Source organism: Stenotrophomonas sp. Bg11-02 (assembly GCF_002836635.1).
GTDB classification, from domain to species: Bacteria; Pseudomonadota; Gammaproteobacteria; order Xanthomonadales; family Xanthomonadaceae; genus Stenotrophomonas; species Stenotrophomonas lacuserhaii.
Genome location: NZ_PJAY01000056.1, coordinates 62,535 through 83,409 on the forward strand (window position 1 = coordinate 62,535; position 20,875 = coordinate 83,409).

Consider the following 20,875-nt stretch of genomic DNA (forward strand, 5'->3'; position numbering starts at 1 on the left):
CTGCGCGGATCTGTAGCGCCGAGCACTGCTCGGCGACGTTTTTTTATTACGCCGGGCATGCCTCGGCGCTACCGTGCAGGTTGTTGCGTCAGGCGGCCTGCGGCACGCGCAGCGAGCGTACCAGCCCGCCGATGTCCACGATGAGCGCGACACGGCCATCCCCGAGGATGGTGGCGCCGGACACACCGCCGATGCGGCGGTAGTTGTTCTCGATGTTCTTCACCACGACCTGCTGCTGGCCGACCAGTTCGTCCACTTCCAGCGCGATCTTCTGGCCATCGCCTTCCACCACCACCACCAGCGATTCATCGCTGTGGCGCTGGCCATAGCCGTAATACTCGCTCAGCGACAGGATCGGCAGGTACTCACCGCGTACGCGCAGCACGCGGCCTTCGCCGGCCATGGTGCGGATGTCGCTGGCCTGCGGCTGCAGCGCTTCCAGCACGTACGCCAAGGGCAGGATCAGGGTTTCGCCGGCCACCGAAACGGTCATGCCGTCGAGGATCGCCAGCGTCAGCGGCAGGCGGATCAGCGTGCGCGTGCCGATGCCGGCGCGGCTTTCGATCTGCACTTCGCCGCCCAGCGCCTGGATGTTGCGGCGGACCACGTCCATGCCCACGCCGCGGCCGGACAGGTCGGTCACCGCATCGGCAGTGGAGAAGCCCGGCTGGAAGATCAGGTCCCAGACCTGCGCATCGGTGGGGTTCTCCGGCACGGCCAGGCCGCGTTCGGCCGCCTTGGCCAGGATGCGCTCGCGGTTCAGCCCGTGGCCGTCGTCGCTCACTTCGATGACGATGTGGCCGCCCTGGTGCGAGGCCGCCAAGGTGATGGTGCCGGTTTCGTCCTTGCCCGCGTTGCGGCGGAACTCCGGCATTTCCAGGCCGTGGTCGATGGAGTTGCGCACCAGGTGGACCAGCGGGTCGGCGATCTTTTCGATCAGGCCCTTGTCCAGTTCGGTCCCTTCGCCGATGGTCTTCAGGCGCACCTGCTTGCCGAGCCGGGTGGACAGGTCGCGGACCAGGCGCGGGAAGCGGCGGAACACTGCATCAACCGGCAGCATGCGCACGCCGATCACCGCTTCCTGCAGGTCACGCGTGTTGCGTTCCAGCAGGTCCAGGCCGGCGAACAGGCGTTCGGCATGGGCCGGGTCGATATGGTTGGACACCTGCTTGAGCATGGCCTGGGTGATGACCAGCTCGCCGACCAGGTTGATCAGCGCATCGACCTTGTCCACGCTGACGCGGATCGAGGATTCGGCTTCCTGCGCCGGCGTCGCAGCGGCCGTGGCCGGCGCTGCGATGGCAGGCGCTGCAGCCACCGCCGGCGCGGCCTCTACCTGGGCCGGTGCGGTGGTGGCCAGGCTGGGCGGTGCGACCGGACGGATGTCCAGCTCGCAGTCGTCGACCACCCAGGCGAAGGTATCTTCGATCTGGCTGCGCTTGATCTTGCCGATCAGCCCGAGATCCCATGCCAGGTGGGCTTCGAACGGATCGAGCTGCTCAAAGCCGGGCAGCCGCTCAAGGCGTGCCTGCACCTGCAGCGGGCCGAGGTGTTCCAGTTCGCGGATGATGCGCAGCGGATCATTGCCGCTCATGAACATCGACGGTGCCGGGGTGAAGCCGATCTGCCAGGCTTCCGGCTCCGCTTCGGCCGCGACCGGGGCGGCTGCGCTTGCTGCCGCCGGGGCCTGGCCGGACAGGATCGATTCCAGTCGTGCCTTCATCGCCGCGACCGTGGCCGGGTCGGCCTGCACGCCGTGTTCGGCTTCGCGGAGCAGGGCGCGCAGCACGTCCACCGAGGCCAGCATGGCATCCACCGCATTGGCTTCCAGCGCGCGTTTTCCGGCGCGTAGTTCGTCCAGCAGCGTTTCCAGTACGTGGGTCAGCGCGGCGATGGCATCAAAGCCGAAGGTACCGGCGCCGCCCTTGATCGAATGCGCCGCACGGAACACCGAATTGATGATCTCTGCATCGTGCTGGCCGGATTCCAGGGTCAGCAGTCCAGCTTCCATGGCGTCCAGCCCTTCGCGGCTTTCCTCGAAGAAGGTGGCGTGGAAACGTTGCAGGTCCATGCTCATGTCAGGTGTGTTCCAAGGGCGGGCGCGGGGGACGGGATGGCGTGGGCGATCAGCCCAGGACCTTCTGCACGGTGGCGATGAGCTGTTCGGGATTGAACGGTTTGACCAGCCAGCCGGTAGCGCCGGCGGCCTTGCCTTCGGACTTCTTGTCGGCGGCCGATTCGGTGGTCAGCATCAGCATCGGGGTGAACTTGTATTCGGCCAGCTGGCGCAGTTCGCGGATCAGCGAGATGCCATCCATGTTCGGCATGTTGACGTCGGTGACCACCGCGTTGAAGCGTTGGCCCTTGGCCCGGCCCAGCGCGACGGCGCCGTCCTCGGCTTCTTCGACGGAAAAGCCGGCCGAGGTGAGGGCGAAGGAAACCATCTGGCGCATCGACGCCGAGTCGTCCACCACCAAGATACGTGCGCTCATGCCGCGTTCTCCACAGATTTCAGGTTGTCATGGGATACAGCCAGGCCCAGGGCCTGGGTGACGCCGAGCAATCGCGCGGCGTCGGTGAAGGTTGCGGTGCTGCCGCTGAATTCCGTCTGCAATCCGGCACCGCGCCGGGCCTGTACGAAGGCGCACAGGACCTGCATGGCGGCGGTGTGGATACGGCCCACCCGGCTGGCGTCGAGGGTCAGCGGGTCGGCCGCGGCCAGCAACGGGGCCAGGCGGTTCTTCAGCTCGGTGCTGCTCTCGATGCCGAGATCTTCACCCAGGTCCACAGTGCTCATTGTTGCTCCGGACAAACGGTTCCAGACTTCATAGCGGCAATATCCGGGGAAGCTTTAGGGTTGGGTTTTTTTTCGCGTCCCCGGGGCAGAAGCAGAAGCCGGGGGCGAGGGGGGCGGGCAGGGTCAGGCAGGACACGCTGCAAGTACGTCCGTGTAGGCTTGTGTTCGGCTCCTGCCTCACACAGTCCTGCCTGACCCTGCCCGCCCCCCTCGCTGACAGTCCGCGCTTGAGCCGCGGGTGATTGGGGGGAAGAGCAGGAGCAGGAGCAGGAGCGAAGTTCCTCGCGTCTGGGCTGCTGCCTTTCAGTTCAGGAGTTGGGTGGCGTCGAGCAGGATCATCGGTTGCTGGTGGAGGCGGGCTACGCCTCGGAAGATGTCGTTGCTGATGCGGCAGATACGGGCGGTGTCGGGGGGTTCTATCTGGGAGTCGCTGAGGTTGGTGACGTCTTCCACGGCGCTCACGCGCAGGCCCATGATCTCGCCGTTTTCTTCCAGCACCACGATGCGGGTCAGGGCGTCTTCGCCGGCGGGGGCGCCGCCGAGGTGGATGCCCAGGTCCATCACCGGAACTACCTGGCCGCGCAGGTTCATGATGCCGAGCATCGCCGGGGCGGTGCCGCGCAGGGGCAGCAGCGGGACCGGCAGCACCACTTCCTGCACCTTCAGCAGTTCCAGCGCATAGGCCTGGCTGCCGCAGCGCAGCCGCAGCCAGCGCGAGCTGCGCTCGGTGGCGCGTCGCTGCGGGGAGGAGGCGTAACCGCTCTGCCGGGCCTGTTCCTGCAGTTCCTGCCAGGTGCTGGGCGGGTTTTCATTCGGCTGCGCCAGCGCGGGGGTAGCGCGGGCCACGGTGCGCGGCGGCAACGCGGGCGCCGCAGGCGCGGCGGGCGGGGCCGGGGCGAGCAGGGCGGCGATGGGATCGGCTGCGGCAGCGAAGGCGGCTTCCAGCGAGGGGCTGTCGGCGTTGGTGAGCACCGCGCTGACGTCCTCGCCGGTTTCGAAGATCACTTCGTCCGGCAGGTCGTCCCAGGTCGGTTCCGGTTCCGCTCCAGCAGCAGGCAGCGGCGCGTCGGCGGCGGCATCAAAGGCGGCCTGCAGGCTGGCTTCGTCCATCAATGCGGGGTCTTCGCTGCTGGCCGGCCCGGTTTCGTAGACCACCTCGTCGGGCAGGTCATCCCAGGTCGGCTCGCGTTCGGCGGGGGGCTCGGCTGCGGTTTGGGCAGCGGGAACCGCGACCGGCTCGGCGAGTGTCGTGGTGGCTTCGCCCAGCAGCTGTTCCAGGTAATCGTCCAGCACGGTTTCGTTGTTCATGCGGCCTGCTCCAGTGCGCGCGCATCGTCGGCCAGGATCCAGTCCAAGGCACGGCGGTAGGCGGCCAGGCCGCGGCCCGGATAGTCGTCCCCTTCCACCGGCGCCATCAGCGTGGCGGCGTTGCTCATCCGCGTGTCCACCGGGATCGCATCCTCCCAGACACGCGTGCCATGGTTGTCCTGCATCTGCCGCAGGCTCTCGTTGCCGGCGCGGGTGCGGCGGTCGAACAGGGTCGGCAGGATGGACATCGGCAGCGGGCGTCGACGCGAGCGTTCAACCATTTCACCGGTGCGGACCATGCCGTCCAGCCCGTGCAGCGCCAGCGGTTCGGCCTGGGTGGGAATGATCAGGCGATCCGCCGCAGCCAGTGCGTTGATCATCAGCAGCCCGAGCGTGGGCGCGCAGTCGAGCAGGATGTAATCGTGACGGCCGGCGTGGCGTGCCAGCGCATTCTGCAGCGACAGTCCCAGTCCAGGCTGGTTGGCGCTGCGCCGTTCCAGCGTGGCCAGCGCCGACTGCGCGCAGACGTGGTCCAGCCCCGGGATGCGGCTGGCGTGGCACAGCGTGGCCAGTTCGGCCGGCGGTGCGGCGAACAGTTCCAGCACGCCGGCCGGCGGCGGATCCAGCGGGATGCCAAACGAGCGGGTCAGTGAAGCATGCGGGTCAAGATCGATCAGCAGCACGCGGTGGCCCAGGGCGGCCAGTTGCCGGCCCAGCGCCAGGGTGGTGGTCGTCTTGCCGACGCCGCCCTTCTGGTTGGCGATTGCCCAGATGCGCATCGGTCTACTCCTTCATGGCGGGGGTGACGGCGGCGCCGATCGGGCTGCCGGCCGCTGCAGGCGCACGTGGCGCCTGCGGGGTGGGGGGTAAGGAAATCGGGGTGATCGGCGCGGGCGCAGCGCTGCCGGCGGAGGCGTTGAGCCGTTCGCTGATCGGGTCCACGCCGTGCGTGGTGTCGGCCAGGATGATCACCATCACGCGCCGGTTGCGGTTGCGTCCGCCGGCGCTGGTGTTGTCCTCGCGCGGGCGGAATTCGCCGTAGCCGACCATCGCCAGGCGGGCCGGCTGCAGGCCCTGGTCGGCGAACAGGTGCACCACGCTGGCGGCACGCGCGGCCGACAGTTCCCAGTTGGAAGGGAACTGCGCGGTGGCGATCGGCACGTTGTCGGTGTGGCCTTCCACGCGCACGCTGTTGGGCACATCGCGCAGCACCCCGGCCAGCGTGGACAGGGTGTCACGCGCCTGCACGTCCAGCACCGAGGCACCGGTCGGGAACAGGATATCGCTGTTGATCTCCACCTCGATCCACAGCTCGGTACGGCGCACGGTGATCATGCCGCGGTCGATCAGCGGCGCCAGCGTGGCGGTGAGCCGGTCGGCGATCGCATTGAGCTGGCGCTCGGCCTGCTTCAGCTGTTCCTGGTCACGGAAGGACACCGGCGAGCGCATCTGTGATGCCATCGCCGGCAGCAAGGAGGGATCGTTGGCCGGCGCCGGTGCTGATGGACCGACGCGGCTGCCTGCGTTGATCACCGAGGGCGCATCCCAGCCACCGCCCTTGACCTGGTTGCTGCCGACCTGCACGGGGTTGAGGGTGCGCGGGGCCGAACCGAAGGCCGTGCTCAGCGCGGCGGCGACCACGCGGTATTTGCCTTCGTTGACCGATGAGATCGCATACATCACCACGAAGAAGGCAAGCAGCAGCGTCATCAGGTCGGCGTACGGAATCGCCCAGGCCTCATGGTTGGCATGCTCTTCGTGGTGCTTGCGGCGGGCCATGTCAGTGCAGGAACCCGCTCAGGTTGGATTCGATGTTGCGCGGATTCTCGCCCAGCGCGATCGAGATCAGGCCTTCGATGGCCATTTCCCGGTCTCGGGTGTTGTGCGCGATGACGCTCTTGAGCTTGGCCGATACCGGCAGGAACAGCAGGTTCGCCGAGGCGATGCCGTAGATGGTGGCGGTGAACGCCGCGGCGATGCCATGGCCGAGCTTGCTGGGGTCGGCCAGGTTCTTCATCACCGCGATCAGGCCCAGCACCGCGCCGATGATGCCCAGCGTCGGCGCATAGATGCCCATGGCCTCGAACACCTTGGAGGCGGCGAGGTCCTTGTGCTCCTGGCTGCTCAGTTCGATCTCCAGCATGTGCCGGATGGTTTCCGGCTCCACGCCGTCCACCAGCAGTTGCAGCCCCTTGCGCAGGAACGGATCGGACTGCGCTTCGACCTGTGCCTCCAGGCCGAGCAGGCCCTGGCGGCGGGCGATGTTGCTCCATTCCACGATCTGGGTGATCAGCTGGCGGCGATCGCTCTGCGGCGGGCGGATCACCCAGCGCACGATGGTGAAGGCATGCTTGAACACCGCCGGGGCGGTATGCAGCAGGATCGATGCGAGGGTTCCCACGATCACGATCACGAACGCAGCCGGCGACCACAGCGACGCCAGGCCAGCGCCCTTGAGGATGCTGCCCCCGACCAGTGATGCCAAGGCGAGGAAGAGTCCTATGAGGCTGAGTCTGTCCATGGATCGGTTATCGGCCCGTAGCGGTGTGACTTGAGCTGGCGGCCGGCAGCGTGCCGACCGACGTCACAGTTTTTAATCAGTCGTGCGGGCTGCGAAGCCCGTCGACATCGAGGATCAGCGCCATCCGACCGTCGCCGATCAGGGTGGCGCCGGCATAGCCGCGCAGTCCGCGCAGCGCCTTCGGCAAGGGCTTGATGACCACTTCTTCGCGGCCGCGCACCTGGTCCACCACCAGCCCGAAGCGTGCTTCGCCCGCCTGCAGCACCACGATGGTGAGAAGATTGGACTGCATCGGCTCCACGTCCAGCCATTGGCGCAGGTCCACCAGGGCCAGGGTGTGCGAGCGACGGTCGAGCACCGCGCGGCCATCGAACCAGCCCAGCGAGGTGGCCGGTGCATGCAGCACCTCCAGCACGCGAGCCAGCGGCAAGGCGTAGACATCCTCGCCGGCCTGCACCAGCAGGGTCGGCAGGATCGCCAGGGTGAGCGGTACGCGGATCATGAAGCGGCTGCCACGGCCCAGCTCGGACTGGATCTGGATCTGTCCACTCAGTTCGCGGATGCGCGACTGCACCACGTCCATGCCAACGCCGCGACCGGAAATGTCGGTGACCTGGGCCTTGGTGGAAAAGCCGGGGAGGAACACCAGATGCAGGCATTCTTCGCTGCTCAGGCGGGCGGCGGCTTCAGGATCGATCAGGCCCTTCTCGCGGGCCTTGGCCCGCAGCTTTTCCGGATCGATGCCGGCGCCGTCATCCTGCACTTCGATGCTGACATAGTCGCCTTCCTGCTGCGCTGAAAGCCGCACGTGGCCACTGCGCGGCTTGCCCTGGGCTTCGCGCAGGTCAGGCATTTCCACGCCGTGGTCGATGGCATTGCGCACCAGGTGCACCAGCGGATCGGCCAGCGCTTCCACCAGGTTCCGGTCCAGCTCGGTTTCCGCCCCTACCAGCTCCAGTTCGACTTCCTTGCTCAGCGAGCGGGCGACATCGCGGGCGACCTTGGGGAAGCGTGAGAACACCTTGCCCACCGGCTGCATGCGGGTACGCATCACCGCCGACTGCAGCCGCGCGGTGGCGATGTCCAGGGTGGAGACCGCGCGGTCGAGTTCTTCATCGCGCAGGCGCGCGCGCAGCGTCTTGAGCCGGTTGCGTGAGAGCACCAGTTCGCCGATCAGGTTGACGATGGCGTCCAGCCGCTTGGTGTCCACGCGCACGGTCTGCTCGGCTTCGGCCAGCGGCTTGGCCGGCTTGGGCGGGGCGGCGGCATTGGCCGCCGGTGCACGGGCGGCGGGCGGGGCGGGCTTGGCGGGAACGGGCGCAGGGGCCACCGGGGCAACGGCCTGGGCGCCGGGCACGGCACCGCCGTGCAGCTGGTCGAGCAGGGCTTCGAACTCGTCTTCGCTGATCATCGCATCTGCTGCCTTGGGTGCCACCGCGGTCGGTGCGCCGCCACCATGCAGCTGGTCAAGCAGGGCTTCGAATTCGTCATCGCTGATCAGCGATGGATCGCCGCTTGCAGCCGCGGCCGTGCTGGCCGGAGCCGCACCGACATCGAACTGGGCGATCAGCTCCGGTGGCGCATGGCCGGGCTCTTCGCCGGCCGAAACCGAATCCAGCATCGACTGCAGGTAGTCCAGCGACTGCTGGCCGGCATCGAAATGGTGCGGCTGCAGCGTGGCCTGGCCGGCACGCACCAGGCCGAGGGTCTCTTCCGCGGCGTGGCACAGTTCGACCATGGCGGTGATGCCAAGGAAACCGGCGCCGCCTTTCAGCGTGTGGTAACCGCGGAACACCGCATTGAGCTGCGGGCTGTCCTGCGGGTCCTGTTCCAGGGTGACCAGCTGCTCGCCGAGACGATCAAGGATTTCCTGCGCCTCGATGATGAAGTCGGCAGCGATGTCGTCGGCGATTCCACTCATCTTCAGAGCCCCAGGTCGGACAGCAGGTCGTCGGCATCGTGCTGGGACACCGCATGGCGGTCCACGCCGTGCACCGCAGGACCGGCCAGTGCCGGTTCGTGACGACCCTGCTGGCGCTGCGCCTGCAGTTCCGGCGGCAGGCCCAGCGCACCAAAGCCTTCATGCACGCGGCGCACGATGCCGACCACGCGGCGGATGATCTGCCCGGTCAGGTCCTGGTAGCTCTGGGTCAGGGCGATCTCGGTCAGGTTGTGGCGGATGCGCTCCAGCGCCTGCTGCTGCTCCAGCAGCGGCAACGCCTCTTCACCCAGGCGTGCGGTGAGTGCACGGCATTCTTCGGTCAGGTCCAGGGTGCGGTGGGTGGCCTGTTCGGTCATCGTCACCACGTGGTCCAGGCGGGCGCAGGCGTCGTCCAGCTCACCGGCATCGGTGGTGACGGTGGGCAGTTCGCCCAGAGCCTGGCCAAGCTCGCGCGCCAGCCGTGACAGGCCAGCCATCATCGGCTGGGTACGCGCGGCGGCGAGGGCATCGATCTGCACGCGCCAGCCGGTTTCATCGCCCGCTTCCAGCGCGGCAAGCGCTTCCTGCAGCCGCTGCACCAGCCAGGCCTTGTCCATCGCTGCATCCATGACAACGGCCATCAGGCGCTCGCCGCCAGGCGTTCGAAGATCTTGCCCAGCTTTTCCTGCAGGGTCAGGGCGGTGAACGGCTTGATGATGTAGCCGTTGACGCCGGCCTGGGCCGCTTCGATGATCTGTTCGCGCTTGGCTTCGGCGGTGACCATCAGCACCGGCAGGGTCTTCAGGCGTGCATCGGCCCGGATCGCCTTGAGCAGCTCGATACCGGTCATCACCGGCATGTTCCAGTCGGTGACCACGAAATCGAAAGACTGGCTCTGCAGCATCGCCAGTGCGGCATGCCCATCTTCAGCTTCGGCGGTGTTGGTGAAGCCGAGGTCGCCGAGCAGGTTCTTGACGATGCGACGCATGGTCGAAAAGTCGTCGACGATCAGGATGCGCATGTTCTTGTTCAAAGCTTGATTCCTCTTGGGTACTTACGCTTCCAGGCCCGCGTCAACGGCCTCGAAGGTTTTCAGTCGGCCACGCAGGCGCAATACCGCCTGGCCATGGATCTGGCAGACCCGCGACTCGCTCACGCCGAGCACTGCGCCGATCTCTTTAAGGTTGAGTTCCTGTTCGTAATACAGCGACAGCACCAGCTGCTCGCGCTCGGGCAGGTGGCCGATCGCCTTGCCCAGTTCGCTGCCGAACTGGCTGCGTTCGAGTACCTGCTGCGGGGTCGGACCGCCCTGGGCAATGGTGTCCAGCTCGCCCTGGTCTTCGATCCGTGACTCCAGGCTCAGCACCTGGCCGCGCGAGGCATCTTCCATCAGCCGCAGGTAGTCCGGCAGCGGGATGTCCATCGCCGCCGCAACCTCGGTGGCCGATGCCGCGCGGCCGCTGGCCTGTTCCAGCCGGCGGATGGTGGCGGCGGCGTCACGCGCACGGCGGTGCACCGAACGCGGCACCCAGTCGCCACGGCGGATCTCGTCGATCATCGAGCCACGGATGCGGATCGAGGCATAGGTTTCAAACGATGCGCCCTGGTCGGCGTCATAGCTGCGCGAGGCTTCGATCAGCCCCATCATGCCGGCCTGGATCAGGTCATCGACCTCCACGCTGGCGGGCAGCCGGGCGGCCAGGTGATGGGCGATGCGGCGCACCAGGTCCGAATGCTGGTTGATGCATTCGGTGGCCGCGGTGCGCTGTACTTCGCGGTACTGCGCTGCGCCTTTCATGCCACCACCCCGCGCTGCTTGAGGATGCGTTCGAGGAAGAACTCCACGCCGCCGCGCGGCTCGGTGGGGGCCTGCCAGCGTGCGGTACGGCGGGCGATCTCGTTGATCGCCAGCGCCGACGGGCTGGACGGATAGGCCTTCACCACCGGCTGCTGGCGCTGCACCGAAAGGCGCAGCCAGTCGTCCTGCGGCACGCAGCCGAGGTAGTTCAGCGAGACATCGGCGAGGAACTTCTCGCAGACCCGGCTCAGCTTTTCATACAGCACGCGGCCTTCGTTGGAGTCACGCACCATGTTGGCCACCACCTGGATCCGGTCCACGCCGCGTTCGCGCGAAAGCACCTTGATCAGGGCGTACGCATCGGTGATCGAGGCGGGCTCGTCACAGACCACCACCACGGTGTCCTGGGCAGCCTGGCAGAAGGTCAGCACGCCATCGGTGATGCCGGCGGCGGTGTCCACCACCATGACATCCAGGTCGCGCTCCAGTTCGGAGAACACATTGACCAGGCCGACATGCTCGGCCGGGGCCAGTTCGGCCATGTGCCGGCGACCGGACGCGGCCGGGACCACCAGCACGCCGTTCGGGCCTTCGATGATGACTTCTTCCAGCGTGCAGCGGCCGGCGATCAGGTCGGCCAGGGTGAACTCCGGCTTCAGGCCCAGGATCACGTCGATGTTGGCCAGGCCCAGGTCGGCGTCCAGCAGCAGCGTGCGTTTGCCCATGCCGGCGAGCGCCACGGCCATGTTGGCCGAAACGTTCGTTTTGCCCACGCCGCCCTTGCCGCCGGTGACGGCGATGGTGCGGACAGGGCCCAGCGGCTGGCTGCGGGTGGCCGACAACGGAAAGGCGGTGGTCAGCTTGGCGTACTCACGCGACGGCATGGTTCAACTCCGGGTTGCAGGGCATATCGGCCGCGCGGCGCAAATCTTCAAGGCGAAGTACGAGATTGGCTGCACTGGCCCGGTGCAGGTCCTCGGGAACGTCCTGGCCGTCGGTCACCCAGGTGATCGGCAGGCGGTGGTCGACGGCCACCGACAGGGCGGTACCGAAGCGGCCGGTCTCATCCAGCTTGCTCAGCACCACGCCCTGCAGGTTGGCGGCACTGAAGCGGCGCACCACTTCGTCCATGTCGCCGAAACTGGTGTTGGCCGGCAGCACCAGCAGGGTGCTCACCTGGGGGGCGGCGCGCAGCCACTGCAACTGCGAGGCCAGGGTGCGGTCGCGCGGGCCGACGCCGGCGGTATCGATCAGCACCAGCTTGTAGTCCTTCAAGCGTTCCAGCAACTGGTCCAGATCGGTACCACTGTTGGCCTCGTGCACGGCGATGCCGAGCTGGCGGCCGAAGCCGTACAACTGCTCGCGGGCGCCGATACGGGCGGTGTCGGTGGTGACCAGGGCGACGTCGCGCGGGGCGTGGGCTTCGGCGAAGCGCGAGGCCAGCTTGGCGATGGTGGTGGTCTTGCCGGCACCGGTGGGGCCGACCAGCGCGATCACCCCGCCGGCTTCCAGCGGGTCGACCGGGGAGATCGGCAGCTTGCGCGACAGCAGGCCCAGCATCAGCCCGCGACCCCGGTGCGCTTCGGTATCCAGCGGGATCTGCAGCACCACGTCGCGGGCGATCCCGGCGTCGAAGCCATATTCGTCCATCAGGTCCAGCGCGGTGGCACGCACCGGGTTGCCGCGCAGGCGCTCATCGGTGAAGCGGTGCATTTCGCGTTCGATGACCTGGCGCATGCCGGCCACTTCATTGCGCAGGTGGCGCATCTCTTCGTCGTCGCGGGCGATGACGGTGAGGGTGGGGGGCGCAACCACCGGCGGCGCCGGCGGCACGACTTCGGCCAGCTGGAGGGTGGGAGCGGGTGCGGATTCCGCCGGGCAGGGCTCGGCGCTGACGGCCAGGGGTAGCGCCGACCCATGGTCGGCGAGCGAAGCGGGCCGTGGACGGGCAGATTCCGCCGAGCATGGCTCGGCGCTACCGACAGCGGAGACCGCCGCCTGCTGTGGCTCGCGGTCGCTCAGCTCCGGCACCTGTGCGGCGAAGGCCATCGGCAGCGGCGGCGGCAGCACCGCCGGTGCGCGCAGGACCGGTGCCGGAACGCGCGGTTCAACGGCCTCTGCCGCTGCGGCGACCTCGAAGGTTTCGTCCTCCACCCAAGCGCGCGGCAGCGCAGCGGCAGGGCGGCTGGGCGACACCCGCGGCGCGTCGGCCGGCGGCTGCACGAAGGGGGCGAAGATCTGCTCGGGCAGCGACGGTTCGTTGACGGCCGGCGGCGACGGGAACCGGGCGAGGCCTCCGGCGGCACGCGCCAGGGTGGCGGCGAAGCCTTCGCTGCCACGACGCGGCACGCCTTCATCAGCGCTGTTGAGGGTGCGACCGGTGGCGCCGACCGCCGCACGCGCCAGCGCGGCGACGGCCGAGGTGGTGGCCGCAACCGGCTCGACGTCCTGTTCGGGCGTGCGGCGGCGGGTCATCGCCGCGATCATCGCGTCGGCCGCGGTGCGCGGGCGCGGTGCCGGCGCGGGTGCCGGTGCGCTGTCCTTGCGTGCGGTTTCCAGCGCACGCTGCACCACGCTTTCGTCGTAGTGCGCGGCAGCCACGATTTCCACGCCTTCCTCGATCCGCCGGTTGGACAGGATCACCGCATCGGGACCGTGTTCCTTGCGTACCAGGTTCATGGCCGAGCGCATGTCGGCGGCGACGAATCGTTTGATTTTCATGCTGGGGTACCGGGACGGATTCGTTTCAGGGGCAGGGGATCGCGGGTGGTCGGTGGTCAGCACGGTGCGGGGTCCCCTTCGGTAATGGGTGGATCAAGACGTTGCAATGGCGCTGCTGCCGGCTTTCCGCCACCGGGTGGAAGCGCGGCTCAGCTGATGGTGCCTATCAGCTTCAAGCGCTTGTCCTCGGGGACTTCGCTGTAGGCCAGCACCGACAGCGCAGGAACGCTGTGGCGGACCAGCCGTGCCAACGCGGCACGGACCGGGCCGGGTACCAGTACCACGGCGGGCTCGTTGCGGGCTTCCTGCTTGCTGACACAGTCGGCAAGGCTCTGGTGCAGCCGTTCGGCGAGTCCGGGTTCCAGCGCAGCGCCGTTGCCCTGCGTGGACTCCTGCAAGACGCGTTCCAATTGCGGGTTGAGGGTGAACACCGGCAGCTCGGCGGACATCCCGGCGATCTCCTGCACGATGAAGCGGCCCAGCGTGTTGCGTACCGCCGCGGTGAGCGTGGCAGGGTCCTGGCTGGACGGCGCCGTCTCCACCAGCGCTTCGGCGATCTTGCGCAGCTGGCGCACCGGGATCCGTTCGACCAGCAGGTTCTGCAGCACGCGCACCACGATCGACAGCGGCAGCGCCTTGGGGGTCAGGTCTTCCACCAGCTTGGGCGCGCTCTTGGCCAGGTTGGCCAGCAGCTGCTGCACTTCTTCGTGGCCGAGCAGTTCCGGGGCGTGTTCGCGGATCAGGTGCGAAAGATGGGTGGCGACCACGGTGGCCGGATCGACCACGGTGTAGCCCATCGTTTCAGCGTGGGCGCGCTGGTGCGGCTGGATCCAGGTGGCATCCAGCCCGAAGGCCGGATCCTTGCCGGCGATGCCGTCCAGCTGGCCCAGCGCGCTGCCCGGGTCGAGCGCAAGCTCGCGGTCGGGATGGATCTCCGCGGTGGCCACCGGCACACCGTGGATCAGCAGGCGGTAAGCGGTGGCGGGCAGTTCCAGGTTGTCGCGGATGTGGACCGAGGGGATCAGGAAGCCGATGTCCTGGGTCAGCTTGCGGCGCACGCCCTTGATGCGTGCCATCAGCTCGCCCCCTTGGGCGGCGTCCACCAGCGGGATCAGCCGGTAACCGACTTCCAGTCCCAGTGGATCCACCGGACGCAGTTCGTCCCAGGTCAGTTCGGCCGTCGGTGCCGGGGCCGCCGGACGACCGAGCGCATCCATCGGCGGGGCAGCCGGTGCAGTGCTCGCCGGGTCCAGTGCCGCCTGGCTTTTCTTCCAGGCTTTCCAGGCCAGGAAGCCGAGGATCGCGGCCAGCGTCAGGAAGGCGACGTTGGGCATGCCCGGTACCAGGCCAACCACGCCGATGATGCCGGCGGTGATGGCCAGGGCGCGGTACTGGCCGAACACCTGGCCCATCATCGCCTGGCTCATGTCCTGCGAGCGCGAGGCGCGGGTGACCAGCATCGCCACCGCGCTGGACACCAGCAGGGCCGGCAGCTGCGCCACCAGACCGTCACCGATGGACAGCAGGGTGTAGGTGGCGGCGGCATCGCCGAAGGCCATGCTGTGCTGCAGCATGCCCACGGCCAGCCCGCCGATCAGGTTGATGAAGAGGATCAGGATGCCGGCGATCGCATCGCCGCGGATGAACTTGCTGGCACCGTCCATCGCGCCGTAGAAATCCGCTTCCTCGCGCACTTCCTCGCGGCGCAGCTTGGCTTCCTCGCGCGTCAACAATCCGGCATTCAGGTCGGCATCGATGGCCATCTGCTTGCCCGGCATCGCATCGAGGATGAAGCGCGCGGTCACTTCGGAAACCCGTCCGGCACCCTTGGTGATCACCACGAAGTTGATGATGGTCAGGATCGCGAACACCACGATGCCGACCGCGTAGTTGCCGCCGATGACGAACTCACCGAAGGCGGCGATCACCTTGCCGGCTGCTTCGTGGCCGTTCTGGCCGTTGAGCAGGATCACTCGGGTGGAGGCCACGTTCAGCGCCAGCCGCAGCATGGTGGTGACCAGCAGCACGATCGGGAAGATGGTGAAGTCCAGCGGTCGCTTCACGTACACCACCGCCAGCAGCACCATCATCGAAATGGCGATGTTGAAGGTGAACAGCGCATCCAGCACCGGCGCGGCCAGCGGCACCACGACCATCGCCAGCAGGGCCATGATGATCAACGGCGCGCCAAGGCCCTGGCGGATCATCGCCAGCACGTTGCGGGTGTTGAGGCCGCCGGCCTGCGCGCTCATCGGCCCGCTCCGTCAAGCGGCGTGCCGGGCGGATGTTCGGCCACGTCCACGTAGGGCTGGGCCGGCATCGGGCCGCTGCGCCAGTTGCGCAGCTGGTAGACATAGGACAGCACCTGGGCAACGGCCGAATACAGTCTCACGGGGATTTCCTTTCCGAGTTCCCCTTCCCTATACAAGGCGCGTGCCAACGGCGGCGCCGAGACAATCGCCACCTTGTTGCCTTCGGCGATCTTGCGGATGTGCAGGGCGGTTTCATCCACGCCCAGCGCGACCACCGTGGGCGCGCCCATCTTGCCGCCTTCGTACTTCAGCGCCACCGCGTAGTGGGTTGGATTGACCAGCACCACGTCGGCGGTCGGCACCGCTTCCATCATCCGGCGGTTGGCCATCTGGTGCTGCATCTGGCGGATGCGTCCCTTCACTTCCGGGCTGCCCTCGCTCTCCTTCATTTCGCGGCGCAGCTCTTCGCGGGTCATCTTCAGCTTGCGCATCCAGTTCCAGCGCTGGTACGGCGCATCGATGGCGGCCAGCAGCAGCATCGCCACCGCCGTGCCCAGCAGCAGCTTCAGGGTGAAGCCCAGCCCGCGCACGATCGCGCTTTCCAGCGGCAGGTGCAGCAGGCCGCGCAGCAGGTCCATGCCCCCCCACATCACGATGCCGGCGCCCACGCCGACGAAGGCCACGCGCAGCAGCGACTTGGTGAACTCGGCGATGGCTTCCGGCCCGTACAGCCGCTTGAGTCCGGAGGCCGGATTCATCCGGGTGAAGTCCGGCATCATCGCCTTGGCCGACCAGCGCAGGCCGCCCATCGCCACCGGGGCGAGGAAACTGGCCAGCAGGCAGACGATCAGCAGCGGGGCGGTCACCAGCAGCAGCCGCAGGAACAGGTCGCCGACATGCCCGAACAGCTCCATCGGGTGCTGGCGCAGGGCCAGGTCCGGCTTCAGCGCCTGCTTCATCCAGTCGATCGCGCCGGCCGCCAGGCTGCCGCCGGTCGCCATCACCGCCAGCACGCCGCCACCGAACACCGCAGCGGTGGCCAGCTCGCGCGAGCGCGGCGTGTTGCCTTGTTCGCGGGCCTCGCGCAGGCGTTTTTCTGTCGGTTGTTCGGTCTTTTCGCCGCCGTCTTCGTTCTCGGACATCGCGCGCAGGTCTCAGGGGATCACCGCCTGGCTGCAAGATCCATGCCTGCAGGAGCCGGACCCGGGCTCAGCGCACCACCGCGCCAGCGGCCTCGAAGGCAGCGTCGAACAGGCGCTGCACCGGCGGACCCATCTCACCGGCGAGCACCGCAAGCAAGGCCAGACCGAGCAGCAGGGACACCGGCAGGCCGAGCTGGATCGGGTTGAGCGCCGGTGCGGCACGGGCCAGTGCACCGAAGGCCAGGTTCACCGCCAGCATCGCCACGATCAGCGGCAGCGCCAGGCCCACGCCGCCGCGCAGCACGGTCAGCAGGAAGGTGGGCGCGATGCCGACCGAGGCCGCGGGGTCGGGCAGGGTGGTGCCGATGGGAAGCGCGCGATAGCTGTCCACCAGCAGCGAGATCAGCGCCAGATGGCCATTGGCGGTGAAGAACAGCAGGCCGAACATCAGGTAGAACCACTGCCCGATGACGCCCGAGCTGCCGCCGCGCATGGGGTCGGCCATCTGCGCGAAAGACAGTCCGGTGCCCTGGGCGATGAGCTCGCCGGCCAGCGCGCCGGCTTCGAACACCAGCCGCAGCATGAAGCCGATGGTGATGCCGATGACCAGCTCGCGGAAGATGGTCAGCACGGTGGCGGCATCGAAGCCGACCCAGCTGGGGACCGGCGGCAGGATCGGCGCCAGCGCGATCGCCAGCGTGGCCGACAGCAGCAGCTTGATCCGTGACGGTACCGCACGCGTGCCGATCAACGGCATCGCCATGATCATCGCGCCCAGCCGCAGCAGGGTCCACAGCGTGTCGCCGATCATCCCGAACGCCTGCAGGCCGTCCGATGCCATCTGGGTAGCCGGATCCATCGCCGCGTGCCTAGCCGATCAGGTGCGGGATGCGCTGGAACAGCAGGATGGTGAACTCCACCATGTGCCCCAGCAACAGGCTGCCCAGCGCGAACAGCACCGCGGTCAGCGCGGCCGCCTTGGCCACGAAGGCGATGGTGGGTTCATTGAGCTGGGTGGCGGCCTGCACCACGCCAACCACCACGCCGACCACCAGCACGGTCAACAGCAGCGGGCCGGCTACCCACAAGGTAGCGATCAGGCCGCCACGCAGTTCGGTCAAGGCAAGTTCGGGAGACATCGCGGTTCCGTTGTGTGACGTTCTATGTAGCCTCGAGCTTGCTCGAGGGCTTTCTGCTTCAGGCAGGATTGAAGCTGGCCGCCAGCGTGCCGACGGTCAGCACCCAACCATCCACCAGCACGAACAGCAGGATCTTGAACGGGGCCGACACCAGCATCGGCGACAGCATCATCATGCCCATCGACATCAGGACGCTGGCTACGACCAGGTCGATGATCACGAACGGGATGAAGATCAGGAAGCCGATCTCGAAGGCGGTCTTCAGCTCGCTGGTGACGAATGAAGCGACCAGCACCGGGAACGGCACGGCATCCGGGCTGGCATACGTGCCATGCCCGGCGATGCCGGCGAAGGTCATCAGGTCGGTCTCGCGGATCTGCGCCAGCATGAAGCCGCGCAGGGGCTGGGTGGTCAGCGTCCAGGCGGTCTGGAAATCGATCTGGCCATCCAGGTAGGGCGCCATGCCGGCGCTCCATGCCTTGTCCCAGGTGGGCAGCATGATCATCGCGGTGAGGAACAGCGCCAGCCCCAGCAGCACCTGGTTGGACGGGGTCTGGCCGGTGCCCAGCGCCTGCCGCAGCAGGGCCAGTACGACGATGATGCGGGTGAAGGCAGTCAGCACCAGCAGCATCGACGGGATCAGGGTGATCGCGGTCATCAGCAACAGGGTCTGCAACGGCAGGCTGACCGGCTGGCCGCCGATGCGGCCGACGTTGACGTCCGGCAGCGGGGTGCCCGGCGCGCCCGGCGCGGCGAACGCCAGTGCCGGCAGCAGCATCAGCAACAGGGTCAGCCAGGGCAGCCAACGGGCGGTGGCCCGGTTCGGCAGGGCGGGCGTCTTCGACATCAGGCGCATCTCAGGAATCCTTGCGCAGCCGCTGCTGCAGCAACTGGGCGAAATTGGGCAGGTTCTTCAGGTCCGGCACGCGCATCGGCGTCGGCGGTGGCAGCGGTTCGTCCAGCGTGTCCAGCTTGCTGATGCCGCCGGCGGTGACCCCGAGCAGGATCTGTTCGCCGTTGACTTCCAACACCACCACGCGCTCCTTGGCGCCGACGGCGATGCTGGCGACCAGCTTCAGCCCTTCGGCCTGGCGGAAGCTGCTGCCGGGCATGCGCTTGAGCAACCAGCCCAGCCCGACCACCAACGCCAGCACCAGCAGCAGCGCCAGCACCGCGCCGAACAGGCCCGGGGTGGAGGGTGCATGCTGGCCGACCACCGGGGCCGCAGCCTTGCTGGCGGCCTGGCCGATGGCAATGAGCAGGGACAGGCTCAACGCAGTCTCCGGATCCGTTCGCTGGGGCTGACCACGTCGGTCAGGCGCACACCGAAGCGATCGTTGATCACCACCACTTCGCCATGCGCGATCAGGGTGCCGTTGACGAACACATCCAGCGATTCGCCCGCGCCGCGCTCCAGTTCCACCACCGAGCCCTGGTTGAGCTGCAGCAGGTTGCGGATCGGCAGGCGTGCGCGGCCGACTTCCAGCGACAACGTCACCGGCACGTCCAGGATCACGTCCAGGTTGAGGTCGGCACCGGTCGCCTCTTCGGCCTGCAGGGCTTCGAACTGGGCGGCGATGGCTTCTTGGCGCTCGGTTTCATTCATTTCGGTTCTTCCTGGATGACCGGGACGCGTGGACGCGTGCCCGGCGGATGGGTAGCGGTGATCTTCACCGCGTTCATGCCGTTGGCCACGCCGAAGGTGCCGGTGAACACCGGGATCTCTTCGACGCAGATCGGCACGTGCTGCGGCAGCTCGATCGGCAGGATGTCGCCGACCTTCATGCGGGTCAGCTCGCGCAGGCTCATGCGCTTGGTGGCCAGCACGCTGGACAGGGTGACTTCGGCCACGTTGAGCTGTTCGCGCAGGGTCTGGCCCCAGCTTTCGTCACGGTCGTTGCGGTCACTCTGGATGCCGGCATCGAGCAGTTCGCGGATCGGCTCGAGCATCGAATAGGGCAGGGTGACGTGGATGTCGCCGCCACCGCCATCGAGCTCCACGTGAAGCCGGCACACCACCACGTACTCGCGCGGGGTGACGATGTTGGCGAAGTGCGGGTTGATTTCCGAATTGATGTATTCGAACTCCACGTCCATCACCGGCGCCCACGCTTCACGCAGGTCGGCGAAGGTCTGCTTCAGCAGCAGGTGGATCACCCGCATTTCAGTGGCGGTGAACTCACGGCCTTCGATGCGGGTCGGGTAGCGCCCGTCGCCGCCGAAGAAGTTGTCGACGATGGCGAACACCAGGGTGGGTTCGAACACGATCAGCCCGGTGCCGCGCAGCGGCTTGAAGCGGATCAGGTTGAGGTTGGTCGGCACGTACAGCGTGTGCATGTAATCGTTGAACTTGACCAGTTCGATGCCGCGCACGGACAGCTCGGCCGAGCGCCGGATCAGGTTGAACAGCCCGATCCGCCACAGGCGGGCGAAGCGCTCGTGGACCATTTCCAGGGTCGGCATGCGACCGCGGATGATGCGGTCCTGGCTGGCGAAGTCGTAGTTGCGGGCTTCGCCCGGAACCGCGCCGTCGTCGTCGGTCTCCACCGCGCCGCTGTCCACGCCATGCAGCAGGGCATCGATTTCATCCTGTGACAGCAAGTCGTTCATCAGGCGCCCTTACTGGGTCACGAAACTGGTGAACAGCAGGTCGTCGGCGCACTTCTTGCCGGTCTCGGCGAGCAGCACCTTCTGCACTTCTGCCAGCGAGGCGGCCTGCAGTTTCTCCTTGCCGGCACGGTCGGCGATCTGGTCCGGAGTGACCTGCGAGAACAGCATCAGCAGGCGCGCGCGCAGGGCGGGGGAATGAGTCTTGATCGATTCCAGCGCGGAGCTGTCGCGGGTCATCAGCTGTACTTCCACCTGCAGGTAGCGCGGGCCGTCGACCGGGCCGTTGAGGTTGACCACGAACGGTGGTTCCAGGCCGAAGTACTGGGCCGGGGCCGGCGGCGCCTTCGGCTTGGCCTGGGTGGCGGGGGCGCCATCGGCGGCATGCGGGGCCTGGGTGAAGTACCACACGCCGCCACCGGCGGCGGCAGCGGCGACGACCGCGATCAGGGCGATCACAAGCACGGGACGGCGCGAGGGAGCGGCCTTGTCCTTGTCGGCGGATTTCTTGGTTTTATCTGCGGCTGCGGCCACGTGTGGAGCTCCTGGAGGTTGCCTCCGGGCACATGCAAGTGGCGTGCCGCAATGGTTGGCGGCGAACGGCTGAGCCCCTCGTGGTGGGACGCGTAGAGCTTCGGATTCCTGGGTTGGGCCGGGCGGTGGGGCTGG

At 67.7% G+C, this 20,875-nt stretch carries 22 protein-coding genes; all 22 read right to left on the reverse strand.

The genetic code is table 11. The features are described from left to right. Positions 1–88: 88 nt before the first annotated feature. Positions 89–2,077: a chemotaxis protein CheA gene (locus CXG43_RS09180; protein ID WP_101099695.1), complete on the reverse strand. Its 1,989-nt coding sequence runs from the start codon at positions 2,075–2,077 to the stop codon at positions 89–91. Between the two features lie 49 nt (positions 2,078–2,126). Continuing rightward, positions 2,127–2,492, reverse strand: a complete 366-nt coding sequence (locus CXG43_RS09185) for a response regulator (RefSeq protein WP_042613857.1) — start codon at positions 2,490–2,492, stop codon at positions 2,127–2,129. Then, positions 2,489–2,797, reverse strand: coding sequence for an STAS domain-containing protein (locus tag CXG43_RS09190; RefSeq protein ID WP_101099696.1), 309 nt, complete (start codon positions 2,795–2,797; stop codon positions 2,489–2,491). Before CXG43_RS09190 ends, CXG43_RS09185 begins: the two co-directional genes overlap by 4 nt. 303 nt (positions 2,798–3,100) lie before the next feature. After that, positions 3,101–4,105, reverse strand: a complete 1,005-nt coding sequence (locus tag CXG43_RS09195; RefSeq protein ID WP_101099697.1) for a chemotaxis protein CheW — start codon at positions 4,103–4,105, stop codon at positions 3,101–3,103. Beyond that, positions 4,102–4,884 (reverse strand): ParA family protein, encoded by a 783-nt coding sequence (locus CXG43_RS09200; RefSeq protein ID WP_101099698.1) that lies wholly within the window; start codon positions 4,882–4,884, stop codon positions 4,102–4,104. The genes CXG43_RS09195 and CXG43_RS09200 overlap by 4 nt, the downstream gene beginning before the upstream one ends. 4 nt (positions 4,885–4,888) lie before the next feature. Beyond that, complete coding sequence (gene motD / locus CXG43_RS09205; protein ID WP_101099699.1) at positions 4,889–5,884, reverse strand: flagellar motor protein MotD; 996 nt, start codon at positions 5,882–5,884, stop codon at positions 4,889–4,891. Position 5,885: 1 nt separating this feature from the next. Further along, the gene (locus tag CXG43_RS09210; protein ID WP_057508268.1) at positions 5,886–6,626 is read right to left on the reverse strand and encodes a flagellar motor protein; all 741 of its coding nucleotides are present in this window, start codon (positions 6,624–6,626) and stop codon (positions 5,886–5,888) included. A 76-nt stretch (positions 6,627–6,702) separates the two neighbouring features. After that, positions 6,703–8,547 (reverse strand): chemotaxis protein CheA, encoded by a 1,845-nt coding sequence (locus tag CXG43_RS09215; protein WP_101099700.1) that lies wholly within the window; start codon positions 8,545–8,547, stop codon positions 6,703–6,705. A gap of 2 nt (positions 8,548–8,549) precedes the next feature. Further along, positions 8,550–9,188, reverse strand: a complete 639-nt coding sequence (locus tag CXG43_RS09220) for a protein phosphatase CheZ (RefSeq protein ID WP_182657510.1) — start codon at positions 9,186–9,188, stop codon at positions 8,550–8,552. Beyond that, positions 9,188–9,580 (reverse strand): chemotaxis response regulator CheY, encoded by a 393-nt coding sequence (gene cheY / locus CXG43_RS09225; protein WP_042613865.1) that lies wholly within the window; start codon positions 9,578–9,580, stop codon positions 9,188–9,190. The genes CXG43_RS09220 and cheY overlap by 1 nt, the downstream gene beginning before the upstream one ends. Before the next feature lie 21 nt (positions 9,581–9,601). Next, complete coding sequence (locus tag CXG43_RS09230; protein ID WP_042613866.1) at positions 9,602–10,345, reverse strand: RNA polymerase sigma factor FliA; 744 nt, start codon at positions 10,343–10,345, stop codon at positions 9,602–9,604. Further along, positions 10,342–11,229 (reverse strand): P-loop NTPase, encoded by an 888-nt coding sequence (locus CXG43_RS09235; RefSeq protein WP_042613867.1) that lies wholly within the window; start codon positions 11,227–11,229, stop codon positions 10,342–10,344. The genes CXG43_RS09230 and CXG43_RS09235 overlap by 4 nt, the downstream gene beginning before the upstream one ends. Continuing rightward, positions 11,216–13,066 (reverse strand): flagellar biosynthesis protein FlhF, encoded by a 1,851-nt coding sequence (flhF, locus tag CXG43_RS09240; RefSeq protein ID WP_101099701.1) that lies wholly within the window; start codon positions 13,064–13,066, stop codon positions 11,216–11,218. The genes CXG43_RS09235 and flhF overlap by 14 nt, the downstream gene beginning before the upstream one ends. Before the next feature lie 149 nt (positions 13,067–13,215). Next, positions 13,216–15,318: a flagellar biosynthesis protein FlhA gene (gene flhA, locus CXG43_RS09245; protein ID WP_101099702.1), complete on the reverse strand. Its 2,103-nt coding sequence runs from the start codon at positions 15,316–15,318 to the stop codon at positions 13,216–13,218. Further along, positions 15,315–16,460 carry a flagellar biosynthesis protein FlhB gene (gene flhB, locus CXG43_RS09250; RefSeq protein ID WP_101099703.1) on the reverse strand — a complete coding sequence of 382 codons (1,146 nt, stop codon included), beginning with the start codon at positions 16,458–16,460 and terminating at the stop codon, positions 15,315–15,317. Before flhB ends, flhA begins: the two co-directional genes overlap by 4 nt. 67 nt (positions 16,461–16,527) lie before the next feature. Further along, positions 16,528–17,319: a flagellar biosynthetic protein FliR gene (fliR, locus tag CXG43_RS09255; protein ID WP_101099704.1), complete on the reverse strand. Its 792-nt coding sequence runs from the start codon at positions 17,317–17,319 to the stop codon at positions 16,528–16,530. 10 nt (positions 17,320–17,329) lie between these two features. After that, a complete protein-coding gene (locus CXG43_RS09260) occupies positions 17,330–17,599 on the reverse strand; it encodes a flagellar biosynthetic protein FliQ (protein ID WP_042615527.1) in 270 nt (89 codons plus the stop codon). 58 nt (positions 17,600–17,657) lie between these two features. Continuing rightward, a complete protein-coding gene (gene fliP / locus CXG43_RS09265; RefSeq protein ID WP_101099710.1) occupies positions 17,658–18,446 on the reverse strand; it encodes a flagellar type III secretion system pore protein FliP in 789 nt (262 codons plus the stop codon). Positions 18,447–18,456: 10 nt separating this feature from the next. Beyond that, a complete protein-coding gene (gene fliO, locus CXG43_RS09270; RefSeq protein WP_101099711.1) occupies positions 18,457–18,861 on the reverse strand; it encodes a flagellar biosynthetic protein FliO in 405 nt (134 codons plus the stop codon). 8 nt (positions 18,862–18,869) lie between these two features. After that, on the reverse strand, positions 18,870–19,205 hold the full coding sequence (fliN, locus tag CXG43_RS09275) for a flagellar motor switch protein FliN (RefSeq protein ID WP_042615526.1): 336 nt from the start codon (positions 19,203–19,205) through the stop codon (positions 18,870–18,872). Further along, on the reverse strand, positions 19,202–20,209 hold the full coding sequence (fliM, locus tag CXG43_RS09280) for a flagellar motor switch protein FliM (protein ID WP_101099705.1): 1,008 nt from the start codon (positions 20,207–20,209) through the stop codon (positions 19,202–19,204). The genes fliN and fliM overlap by 4 nt, the downstream gene beginning before the upstream one ends. A gap of 9 nt (positions 20,210–20,218) precedes the next feature. Beyond that, positions 20,219–20,740 (reverse strand): flagellar basal body-associated FliL family protein, encoded by a 522-nt coding sequence (locus CXG43_RS09285; protein ID WP_101099706.1) that lies wholly within the window; start codon positions 20,738–20,740, stop codon positions 20,219–20,221. Between the last annotated feature and the right edge of the window lie 135 nt (positions 20,741–20,875).